This window comes from Marivita hallyeonensis, from assembly GCF_900129875.1.
Classification (GTDB): domain Bacteria; phylum Pseudomonadota; class Alphaproteobacteria; order Rhodobacterales; family Rhodobacteraceae; genus Marivita; species Marivita hallyeonensis.
In genome coordinates, this window is sequence record NZ_FQXC01000009.1 from 15,713 (window position 1) to 25,339 (window position 9,627).

Below are 9,627 nucleotides of genomic sequence, written 5' to 3' on the forward strand. Positions count from 1 at the left end.
AGACTGTTTAAGAAGGCCCTTCGTTGCTACGAAGGGCCTTCTTTTTTGTGCTGTTTTCGGAGAAAGCGGTCATTCCTGATTTGCACCGAAAAGTGCGCGACATTTCACCTGGGTTTGTTCCAACCATCGGGCTCGCTCCTCGGGTAAGCTGCCATTCACCGGGCGAAAGATCAGACGTTCGAAATGCTCAACTCCACAATAGGGCAATACGCAATTGCCCCAGATCAGTTGAAGAGGATCACCGAGATCACGATCCTCGCGCTCTGCCTCGGTATCTGATGTGTTGATGACCAAAGCCTTCGTCATTCCCAATAACCCGTCGGGCAAACCGTCCGTAGACTGAAGACGATACGCGACGCCAGGAACCAGAATACGATCTATCCAGCCCGCTAATATCGCTGGCGGCTTCCCCCACCAATTCGGATGAACAACCAGTAATCCTTCAGCTTTCCCAACACCCTCACGATGACTTCGCAGCACTGGATCAGCAGCCCGGGCGAGCGCTTCCTCGAGTGTGTCTCCGATCGTGTAAGCCTCATCAGGTGAAAGACACGGATCGAACCCTTCCTCGTAGAGGTCGTGATGCTCGATGGTGTGTCCCGCGGCCGACAGCGCGGATCGCGCGGTTGCAGATATCGCATGGCAAAAGCTATCCGAGCGAGGATGAGCAACGAGAGAGAAGATGTGCATACGGCGTCGTCCTATGTAAGCGGATGTGCCGTGAACAAGTGAGAAACACCTTCGGTTGCACCTAGATAATCCTGTCTCATCCGCGTGAATCACCGATCAGTGCGGCAACTCGGGCGATGTTCGGGTCGTCTTTCATGCAGCTGTCATACCAAAGAATCGAGCCCTTACATCCACGATACACCGCTGGCGTGACGCTATCGGAGCCTCATGTGGAGCAAAATCAGACTCCACGCTGTCAAGAAAGTCGACCGTACGGCGAAGCAACCGGGTTTTCTCATGCGACAGCGTACCGGGTTCATCACCGATCATCTCTTCAATGAACATCACTCCAGCCTGTTTCAGAAAAACGGACTCCGGCCGGCCATCGCGGGTGCAAACGCCGTATACGCCGTTAAGGAAGTGTCCCCAGGTCGAGTTTGCGTGCTCATCATCGAACTGATCCCCGACCGTCGGAGCCTGTGACTGCAACTCAGCGCCGAGAGGGCTCGAAAGGAACGCAGCTTTCGCATGGTCATATCGGCTGAAGAAATGTCCTCGGGCACGAGCTTCGGTATCAAGGCCCAATTGGGTGATGTCCCGATACCAATCGGTATGCCCGCGAAGATGAAATCGATACGTTTGCCGATCTGTGAAATCCGCGACGAAAGATACCGACCGCCCCTTGCCCTCATAAGCATAGGATGGGGCGGGAAAGACCTTTGCATCGATGAGGGCGTGAAGGTCGTCGGTCGTCGTGCCGACGACATCTGCAAACTGAGATTCTTCCATGAAGTTTGTGAACAGATAATTCAGTAGCATGGGACAGCCCTCGATGGTGGTCGTTGGCATGACCCTATCAAGCGCTGCTTCCCAAACGCTTCGTTCCGGATCGAAGTGTGAACGACAGCCCCCATCGGTCGCGCATCGCGGGAATAACGGGCTCATGCCCGATAATCGTCGTTGCCTCAATCCAATGCATCATCGCGCCCGTACGCTGCGAAAAATGCTCATATCCGCCTGACGTTCGCGCGCTCCGGGCAAGCGTCCGAGCATCCACGCGCCGATGATCGCGCCGTTGAGGACAAAGAGGTACATCGGGTAGGCCAAGAGCAGCCAATCCAGCGGCCCGACCGCAAGCAGCGCACAGCAGGACGCGATAAAGGACAAGACCCAGGTGGACATGGTTTCACTGTCCGGAAACCAGTAGGTCTTCTGCACGGTCAGCATGCCGCCCATCAGGCTGATGGTGATCGAGATCATGAGTGCATAAGCGGCGGAGTCGGTGATCGCCCATAGCCCGACACCAATGGCGGCAACTGCCAGAACAACGCCATCCGCACGTCCCATGAAGGTGCCGCTGCCTCGGATTACGGACAGCAGAAACACGATGGTCGTGCTCCCGGCCTGCGCCGCGGCAAACCCGAGGGACGCACCCGCGCCTTCGTAGAGTTGCGACAGAAACGAAATGATGGAAAGCACCGACCAGATCAGCCAGCAGGCGCGATGCGGTCGTGTTCGTCCGCGCAAGATGTTGGCGATATAGGGCAGATACGCAAACACACTGAGGATCGAGGCAAGTGCACCATAGAATACAGGGCCGTGCACGGCTTGCGATAACAATTCTGGCATCAAAAGGGCCCTAAGCGACCGAATGAAAAAGGTGGCGAATGAAAGGTCTTAAGTCTTGAGGTTCAACCTGCGCGAAACCGTGCTCTGTGGGAATGGGGGTATTCCTTACCTTGCGTCACCTTTTTCGCTGTTGCTGATGGAACAGGCGGCTTTTGCCCCCACCGCGTTTTTGCCGGGCAATCCTCGCACCGGTCTTGGCCGCTGGCCTTGCGAAAAAAGGCGGCTCAGCCTTCGGACAGAATTTCTGAACTTTGCAGGGTTTCAGGATCGCGCATCGCGCGACCAATGACCGGGCAACCAAGGGTCGTCTGCAATGCCGCGGCAAGTTCGTCGATGGTGTCCGTCGTGACGTAAAGCCCGCCGGTGGCATCGGCGAGGCAGCGCGTGACGTTTTCGTTGCCGAAAGTCTGTTCGGGATTGTTCCACTGGAAATAGGCGTCATGCGGGTTGAGCTGAAAACCGATGACATGGACGGTGAGATCGTAGGCCTGCGCTGCCAGGTAAGGCCCCAGCTCACAGGGACGCCCGCCGCAGGTCTCGTTTCCGTCAGTCAGAAGAACGATTACCCCCGGCTCTGACCGGTAGTTCATCACCTCGGCAGCGCGCGCCACCGACTTGGTCAGCGGTGTCAGCCCGCCCGGTGCGAAACCGCGCGTCGCCTGAAGGATCGGTTCGGCCGCCTTTTCCATCGGCATGAACTGTAGGGAAATTCCCTCGCAAGCCGCGCCAACCTGTTGTGGGCCATAGATCATCAGCCCGATGCGGCGGACGTCCTCGATCTGGGGCAGGGCGCGCGCCATCGCGCGTTGCGCCTCGGCGATCTTTGGCAGCCCGGTGATGCCGAACTCGGACTCGATCATGGAAGTCGAGCCGTCAAACACCAGCATGGCGTCCGTCGTGCAGTCGGGATGGACCACGGTGGGCAAGAGGGCAAGGGCAAGGGCGAACCGCATGGATCAATTATGATGCGCTGCATTGCACAGACAAGCGCCAAGTCTCTTGCACTGGCGCAATCTGCTCGCTATACGCCGCCGGTGGCCTGCGGGCCGCACGACTCAACATCAAATATGCCGTGTGCCGCTCTCGTTCGCTTCGGGGCGGAAGTCCGGCGAGGAGAAGCGATATGAAACTGCATGAACTGCGCGACAATGCCGGCGCAACCAAGCGCAAAAAGCGCGTCGGCCGTGGCCCCGGCTCTGGTATGGGCAAGATGGGTGGCCGGGGTATCAAAGGTCAGAAATCCCGTTCGGGTGTGGCCATCAATGGCTACGAGGGCGGCCAGATGCCGCTCTACCAGCGTCTTCCGAAGCGCGGCTTCAACAAGCCGAACCGGAAGTCCTTTGCCGTTGTGAACCTGGGTCTCATCCAGAAATTCGTCGACGCCGGCAAGCTCGACGCGAAAGGCACGATCGACGAGGATGCGCTCGTTGCCTCCGGTCTGGTGCGTCGCAAGCTCGACGGCATCCGTGTGCTTGCCAAGGGCGACATCACCTCCAAAGTGACCCTCAACGTCACCGGCGCCTCCAAATCGGCTGTCGAGGCGGTTGAGAAGGCAGGCGGCTCACTGACGGTCACAACCGCGCAGGCCGCTGAATAAGAGGTTGTGAGCGGGCACCCTCCCGCTTACATACTCCAAGAGCTTTCAAAACGCCGCCAGAGCCGGTCCGCTCATGGCGGCGTTCATCATAAAAGAGACCCGCATGGTATCAGCAGCAGAACAAATGGCCGCGAACACAAGCTGGTCTGCGCTCGGCAAAGCGACCGATCTGCGCAACCGCATCCTGTTCACGCTTGGCCTTCTGATCGTTTACCGCATCGGCACCTTCATTCCCGTTCCCGGGATCGATGGCATTGCCCTGCGCGAATTCATGGAGCAGGCCCAGCAGGGCATCGGCGGCATCCTGACGATGTTCACCGGTGGCGCGTTGGGGCGGATGGGCATCTTTGCCCTCGGCATCATGCCCTATATTTCGGCCTCGATCATCGTTCAGCTTCTGGCATCAATGTGGGAGCCGCTGGCACGCCTCAAGAAAGAGGGCGAGCAGGGGCGCAAGAAGATCAACCAGTACACGCGGTACGGGACCGTGGTTCTGGCCACCTTCCAGGCCTACGGTCTTGCCGTGAGCCTTGAGGCGGGGGATCTTGTCACCGATCCCGGCTGGTTCTTCCGCGCGTCCTGCGTGATTACGCTCGTGGGCGGCACCATGTTCCTGATGTGGCTCGGCGAACAGATCACGGCCCGCGGTGTGGGCAATGGTATTTCGCTCATCATCTTCGTGGGCATTATCGCTGAACTTCCCGCCGCATTGGCACAATTCTTTGCGTCCGGTCGTTCCGGCGCCATTAGTCCTGCCGTGATCGTCGGGGTGATCCTCATGGTGATTGCGGTGATCACCTTCGTGGTCTTCATGGAGCGAGCGCTCCGAAAAATCACGATCCAGTATCCGCGCCGCCAGATGGGCATGAAGATCGCCGAAGCGCAGAACAGCCACCTGCCGGTCAAGGTCAACCCGTCGGGCGTGATCCCGGCCATCTTCGCCTCGTCGCTGCTTCTGCTGCCGACGACGATCAGCACCTTCAGCGGTCAGCAGACCGGGCCGGTCATGTCGACGATCCTCGCCTATTTCGGGCCGGGTCAGCCGCTCTACCTGCTGTTCTTCGGAGCCATGATCATCTTCTTCGCCTACTTCTACACGTTCAATGTGTCGTTCAAGGTCGAAGACGTGGCCGACAACCTTAAGAACCAGAACGGGTTCGTGCCGGGCATCCGTCCGGGCAAGAAGACGGCAGAGTATCTGGAATACGTGGTCAATCGCGTGCTGGTTTTGGGCTCAGGCTATCTGGCGGCGGTCTGTCTTCTGCCGGAAGTGCTGCGCGGCCAGTTCGCCATCCCATTCTATTTCGGTGGCACATCCGTGCTGATCGTGGTGTCGGTGACAATGGACACGATCCAGCAGGTGCAAAGCCATCTGCTCGCCCATCAATACGAAGGTCTCATTCAAAAGTCGCAACTGCGCGGTAAGGGTAAGGGACGTAAAAAACGGGGGGCACCGGCGCGCCGATGAACATCATACTATTGGGCCCGCCCGGCGCGGGCAAAGGAACGCAGGCGCGTTTTCTCTGTGACGACCGCAACATGATCCAGCTTTCCACCGGCGATATGCTGCGGGAAGCGAAAGACAGCGGAACCGAGATGGGCAAGGTCGTCGCCCACGTGATGGCGCGGGGCGAGCTTGTGACCGATGAGATCGTCATCGGCCTGATCCGCGAAAAGCTTCAGGGCGACAAGCAGGGCGGCTTCATCTTCGACGGCTTCCCCCGCACACTGGCTCAGGCGGATGCGCTGGCGGCCCTGATGAGCGAAACCGGCGAAACACTCGACGCTGTCATCGAAATGAAAGTCGACGACAACGCGCTTGTGGCCCGCATCACGGCACGCTCGACCTGTGGGAACTGTGGCGAGGTGTACAACGACATCACCAAGCCGATCCCGGATGATGGCAAGTGCACCAACTGCGGCGGAACCGAATTCAAGCGCCGCGCGGACGATAACGAGGACAGCCTCAAGCAGCGTCTGATGGAGTATTACAAGAAGACCTCACCGCTTATCGGCTACTACTATGCCAAGGGGCAGCTGTCTTCGGTCGACGGACTAGGCGAGATGGCAGAGGTCAAGGCCGCCATCGCCGATGTGCTTGACGCCTAGCGACGTCTTTCCCGTGTTAACGAATGCGCCCCGGATAACCTCCGGGGCTTTTCTTTCTTGGCCATAAGTCACCGTTGCGAACAGGTGTGATCCCCGCCGGATGCGACTTTCATGGCAAGAGCTTCGGCAATAGGTGCATCGGTGATCAAGGGGCGAAACCGTCCGCCTTCTGTCATTGAGATAAACACCGAAAAGGTAGCGTCATCCGCCGGGCCCTCACCGACCGCGCAGGCCGCGATGGCGATTGAGAACTGACCACTGGTTGCGTCCGCATTCTCGTCTTCCCAGCGCGCAAACTGGTCGCGCAACCGAATGTATTCCGGCCGGTCATCCGGGGCCAACTGAAACAGCTTCTGACCTTGTGCCGTGTCCAGGACCTGAAGCAGGAACACACCGGCGTCGCCTTCGCCTGTATCCGTCCGTTCCGCCGAAAAGGTCAGCACCGCCCCATTTGGCGCAACGCTGACCCCCATTGGCAGCTCGACCGCGGCCCGAATGTCCTCGGGATCGGCGGTCAAAGGCGACAGGCTGGCGAGAGACAGCACGGTTTTGGGGCTGACATGTGAACATGCGGCGAGCATAACGGGCAGAATGATTGTCGTAAGTCGCATAAGTCTTTCCTTGATTCGATAATAAATTAATGTAAAACAGTAAAAAATGATGTTGGAAAGATGGAAATCATGGCGTATCGGCTTCCTACCGTTCTCTTCTACGCAACCTGGGCAACAATAATCGCGGCACCGGTGGTTTTGGCTGGGCTCATCCTCAACGGGGCGTTCGCACCAGAGGCGATCAAAGCGGCTTTTCCGCATGTTCCGGTGTCAGATGCGCAAAGCGTCGACGAAATCATCTGTGCGGGCGTCGTCGGTCTGGCGCCGTGGGCGATTGCGCTTTGGGTCCTTTATCAGGCGCAAGCGCTGTTTGGTCTTTACCGCGATGGCAAGGCGCTGACGCGCGATGCTGCGCACCGCATCTTTCAACTTGGCCTCGGGTTGGTCCTTGTGGCCATAACAGCCGTTTTGGCGCGGACAGCGCAAATCCTGATCCTCACGTGGGCCAATGAGGACGGCACGCGCATGCTTGCCGTGTCTTTCGGCTTCACACATGTCGCGCTTCTGCTGGCGGCCGGGCTGATGACCATCATTGGGCGCAGCATGATCGAGGCCGCCGATGCCGTGGATGACATGCGCGGGATCGTCTGATGGAGATCGTCGTGCGACTGGATGTGGTGCTGGCCTTGCGCAAGATGAAGGCGCGCGATCTGGCCGAGCAAATCGGCATTTCCGAACAGAACGTGAGCCTGTTGCGCACGGGCAAGGTGAAGGGTATCCGCTTCAACACGCTGGCCCGCATTTGCGAGGTTCTGGACTGTCAGCCCGGCGATATTCTGGAGGCGGTTCCGGCCCAAGACGCAAAGGCCTAAGCGCACTGAAGCAAAGCCCTTGACGTCCCGCGCCAACGCTCCTATTTACCGCCATCTCGTTAAGAGATTCGTCGTCGCAGACCGGGTCGCGCCCGGATGCGGATCACCTGATCAGCTCAAGGCCCAAAGGGTTCAAACCTGCGGGCCTTATGTTGTGAAAAAAGGGTCTGGAACTACGGACCCGCAACGAAAAGGAAGACCTACGTGGCACGTATTGCTGGCGTGAACATTCCCACTGGGAAACGCGTTCCGATCGCCCTCACTTACATCACCGGTATCGGCCATACCTCCGCAAAGCAGATTTGCGAGGCCGTCAATATCGACCCGACCCGCCGTGTGAACGAACTGAGCGATGCCGAAGTGCTCGCTGTTCGTGAACATATCGACGCGAACTACACCGTCGAAGGCGACCTGCGCCGCGAGACGCAGATGAACATCAAGCGCCTGATGGACCTTGGCTGCTACCGTGGCCTGCGTCACCGCCGCAACCTGCCCGTTCGCGGTCAGCGGACCCACACCAACGCACGTACCCGCAAAGGCCCCGCAAAGGCCATTGCCGGTAAGAAGAAGTAAGGGAGGGTCTGACAGATGGCACGTGATACCCGTCGCGGAGGCAAGAAAAAGGTCTCCAAGAATATCGCTGCTGGCGTTGCACATGTGAACTCCAGCTTCAACAACACCAAGATCCTGATCTCCGACGTGCAGGGCAACGCCATTTCATGGTCGTCCGCTGGCACCATGGGCTTCAAGGGCTCGCGGAAATCCACACCCTACGCGGCACAGCTGGCTGCAGAGGATGCGGGCCGCAAAGCGCAGGAACACGGTGTGAAGACGCTCGAAGTCGAAGTGCAGGGTCCCGGCTCGGGCCGCGAATCCGCGCTGCGCGCTCTGGCCGCCGTGGGCTTCAACATCACGTCGATCCGCGACGTGACACCGATCGCCCACAACGGCTGCCGCCCACCAAAGCGCCGCCGCGTCTAAGCGACACTGATTTCTCGGCATGGTCTCACCTTCGGGTGGGGCCATGCTTTCGTCATTTTAACCTCGGGCGTCTTTGCCTTTTGGACATGGGGCAAAGACAGGAATGGAGGGACGTATGATCCACAAGAACTGGGCAGAACTGATCAAGCCGACACAGCTCGATGTCAAGCCGGGCGCAGATCCGTCGCGTGTGGCGACCGTTGTGGCCGAACCGCTGGAGCGGGGCTTTGGTCTGACCCTCGGCAACGCGCTGCGCCGCGTGCTGCTGTCGTCGCTGCAGGGCGCCGCCATCACCTCCGTGCAGATCGACAACGTGCTGCACGAGTTTTCCAGCGTTGCCGGCGTCCGCGAGGACGTGACCGACATCGTACTGAACCTCAAGGGCGTGTCGCTCCGCATGGAAGTCGAAGGCCCGAAGCGCGTCTCGATCAACGCCAAGGGTCCGGCAGTCGTCACCGCCGGTGACATCTCTGAGACCAACGGTATCGAAGTGTTGAACCGCGACCACGTGATCTGCCACCTCGACGAAGGTGCGGACCTCTACATGGAACTGACGGTCAACACCGGCAAAGGCTACGTGTCCGCCGACAAGAACAAGCCGGAAGATGCGCCCATCGGCCTGATGCCGATCGACGCGATCTACTCGCCGGTCAAGAAAGTGTCCTACGACGTGCAGCCGACCCGTGAGGGCCAGGTGCTCGACTATGACAAGCTGACCATGAAGGTCGAAACCGACGGTTCCGTCACACCGGAAGACGCCGTGGCCTTCGCCGCGCGTATTCTTCAGGACCAGCTGTCGGTCTTCGTGAACTTCGACGAGCCGGAAAGCGCGCGTCCGCAGGACGACGACGACGGTCTGGAATTCAACCCGCTGCTGCTCAAGAAAGTGGACGAGTTGGAACTGTCGGTCCGCTCCGCGAACTGCCTGAAGAACGACAACATTGTCTATATCGGCGATCTCATCCAGAAAACCGAAGCCGAGATGCTCCGCACCCCGAACTTCGGCCGCAAGTCGCTGAACGAGATCAAGGAAGTGCTGTCCGGCATGGGTCTGCACCTTGGCATGGATGTCGAGGACTGGCCGCCTGACAACATCGAAGACCTGGCGAAAAAGCTGGAAGACAGTTTTTGAGCACGGTGGGTTGAAAACCCACCCTACGCCAACCCGTAGGGTGGGTTTGTAACCCACCAAACCCGGGCATCCGCCCCAAGGAGAGTG

At 59.1% G+C, this 9,627-nt stretch carries 13 protein-coding genes; 8 read left to right on the forward strand and 5 right to left on the reverse strand.

The features are described 5' to 3' along the window. Nucleotides 1-69 precede the first annotated feature (69 nt). The 4 genes from BUA42_RS19580 to BUA42_RS19595 form a co-directional block, all read right to left on the reverse strand. A complete protein-coding gene (locus BUA42_RS19580) occupies nucleotides 70-690 on the reverse strand; it encodes an NAD(P)H-dependent oxidoreductase (protein WP_072780039.1) in 621 nt (206 codons plus the stop codon). Between the two features lie 132 nt (nucleotides 691-822). Continuing rightward, nucleotides 823-1,518 carry a DUF6058 family natural product biosynthesis protein gene (locus BUA42_RS19585; protein ID WP_072780040.1) on the reverse strand — a complete coding sequence of 232 codons (696 nt, stop codon included), beginning with the start codon at nucleotides 1,516-1,518 and terminating at the stop codon, nucleotides 823-825. Nucleotides 1,519-1,647: 129 nt separating this feature from the next. Continuing rightward, nucleotides 1,648-2,298, reverse strand: coding sequence for a hypothetical protein (locus BUA42_RS19590; protein WP_143152757.1), 651 nt, complete (start codon nucleotides 2,296-2,298; stop codon nucleotides 1,648-1,650). 224 nt (nucleotides 2,299-2,522) lie between these two features. Beyond that, nucleotides 2,523-3,251: a vWA domain-containing protein gene (locus tag BUA42_RS19595; protein ID WP_072780042.1), complete on the reverse strand. Its 729-nt coding sequence runs from the start codon at nucleotides 3,249-3,251 to the stop codon at nucleotides 2,523-2,525. 170 nt (nucleotides 3,252-3,421) lie between these two features. Between BUA42_RS19595 and rplO the strand changes: the two genes are divergently transcribed. From rplO to BUA42_RS19610, 3 genes are all read left to right on the forward strand, one after another. Beyond that, on the forward strand, nucleotides 3,422-3,895 hold the full coding sequence (gene rplO / locus BUA42_RS19600; protein ID WP_072780043.1) for a 50S ribosomal protein L15: 474 nt from the start codon (nucleotides 3,422-3,424) through the stop codon (nucleotides 3,893-3,895). A 103-nt stretch (nucleotides 3,896-3,998) separates the two neighbouring features. Further along, complete coding sequence (gene secY / locus BUA42_RS19605; protein WP_072780093.1) at nucleotides 3,999-5,363, forward strand: preprotein translocase subunit SecY; 1,365 nt, start codon at nucleotides 3,999-4,001, stop codon at nucleotides 5,361-5,363. Then, the gene (locus BUA42_RS19610) at nucleotides 5,360-6,004 is read left to right on the forward strand and encodes an adenylate kinase (RefSeq protein WP_072780044.1); all 645 of its coding nucleotides are present in this window, start codon (nucleotides 5,360-5,362) and stop codon (nucleotides 6,002-6,004) included. Before secY ends, BUA42_RS19610 begins: the two co-directional genes overlap by 4 nt. A gap of 68 nt (nucleotides 6,005-6,072) precedes the next feature. Here the strand turns inward: BUA42_RS19610 and BUA42_RS19615 are convergent, their stop codons facing one another. Beyond that, nucleotides 6,073-6,615: a hypothetical protein gene (locus BUA42_RS19615; RefSeq protein ID WP_143152758.1), complete on the reverse strand. Its 543-nt coding sequence runs from the start codon at nucleotides 6,613-6,615 to the stop codon at nucleotides 6,073-6,075. 69 nt (nucleotides 6,616-6,684) lie between these two features. Between BUA42_RS19615 and BUA42_RS19620 the strand changes: the two genes are divergently transcribed. The 5 genes from BUA42_RS19620 to BUA42_RS19640 all read left to right on the forward strand — a co-directional run bounded on the left by BUA42_RS19620 (nucleotide 6,685) and on the right by BUA42_RS19640 (nucleotide 9,540). Then, nucleotides 6,685-7,206 carry a hypothetical protein gene (locus BUA42_RS19620; protein ID WP_072780046.1) on the forward strand — a complete coding sequence of 174 codons (522 nt, stop codon included), beginning with the start codon at nucleotides 6,685-6,687 and terminating at the stop codon, nucleotides 7,204-7,206. After that, nucleotides 7,206-7,427 carry a helix-turn-helix domain-containing protein gene (locus BUA42_RS19625; protein WP_072780047.1) on the forward strand — a complete coding sequence of 74 codons (222 nt, stop codon included), beginning with the start codon at nucleotides 7,206-7,208 and terminating at the stop codon, nucleotides 7,425-7,427. Before BUA42_RS19620 ends, BUA42_RS19625 begins: the two co-directional genes overlap by 1 nt. 204 nt (nucleotides 7,428-7,631) lie before the next feature. Further along, entirely contained in the window at nucleotides 7,632-8,000 is a 369-nt protein-coding gene (gene rpsM / locus BUA42_RS19630) for a 30S ribosomal protein S13 (RefSeq protein WP_072780048.1), read from the forward strand. Nucleotides 8,001-8,015: 15 nt separating this feature from the next. Beyond that, a complete protein-coding gene (gene rpsK / locus BUA42_RS19635; protein ID WP_072780049.1) occupies nucleotides 8,016-8,408 on the forward strand; it encodes a 30S ribosomal protein S11 in 393 nt (130 codons plus the stop codon). A gap of 115 nt (nucleotides 8,409-8,523) precedes the next feature. Further along, the gene (locus tag BUA42_RS19640) at nucleotides 8,524-9,540 is read left to right on the forward strand and encodes a DNA-directed RNA polymerase subunit alpha (protein WP_072780094.1); all 1,017 of its coding nucleotides are present in this window, start codon (nucleotides 8,524-8,526) and stop codon (nucleotides 9,538-9,540) included. Nucleotides 9,541-9,627: the final 87 nt, after the last annotated feature.

What these genes read in the sequence shown, in the direction of transcription:
- rpsK (WP_072780049.1), top strand. Translation starts at nt 8,016, where the DNA reads ATGGCACGTGATACCCGTCGCGGAGGCAAGAAAAAGGTCTCCAAGAAT.
- BUA42_RS19590 (WP_143152757.1), bottom strand. Translation starts at nt 2,298, where the DNA reads ATGCCAGAATTGTTATCGCAAGCCGTGCACGGCCCTGTATTCTATGGT.
- BUA42_RS19595 (WP_072780042.1), bottom strand. Translation starts at nt 3,251, where the DNA reads ATGCGGTTCGCCCTTGCCCTTGCCCTCTTGCCCACCGTGGTCCATCCC.
- BUA42_RS19610 (WP_072780044.1), top strand. Translation starts at nt 5,360, where the DNA reads ATGAACATCATACTATTGGGCCCGCCCGGCGCGGGCAAAGGAACGCAG.
- BUA42_RS19585 (WP_072780040.1), bottom strand. Translation starts at nt 1,518, where the DNA reads ATGCCAACGACCACCATCGAGGGCTGTCCCATGCTACTGAATTATCTG.
- secY (WP_072780093.1), top strand. Translation starts at nt 3,999, where the DNA reads ATGGTATCAGCAGCAGAACAAATGGCCGCGAACACAAGCTGGTCTGCG.
- BUA42_RS19625 (WP_072780047.1), top strand. Translation starts at nt 7,206, where the DNA reads ATGGAGATCGTCGTGCGACTGGATGTGGTGCTGGCCTTGCGCAAGATG.
- BUA42_RS19620 (WP_072780046.1), top strand. Translation starts at nt 6,685, where the DNA reads ATGGCGTATCGGCTTCCTACCGTTCTCTTCTACGCAACCTGGGCAACA.
- BUA42_RS19580 (WP_072780039.1), bottom strand. Translation starts at nt 690, where the DNA reads ATGCACATCTTCTCTCTCGTTGCTCATCCTCGCTCGGATAGCTTTTGC.
- rplO (WP_072780043.1), top strand. Translation starts at nt 3,422, where the DNA reads ATGAAACTGCATGAACTGCGCGACAATGCCGGCGCAACCAAGCGCAAA.
- BUA42_RS19615 (WP_143152758.1), bottom strand. Translation starts at nt 6,615, where the DNA reads ATGCGACTTACGACAATCATTCTGCCCGTTATGCTCGCCGCATGTTCA.
- BUA42_RS19640 (WP_072780094.1), top strand. Translation starts at nt 8,524, where the DNA reads ATGATCCACAAGAACTGGGCAGAACTGATCAAGCCGACACAGCTCGAT.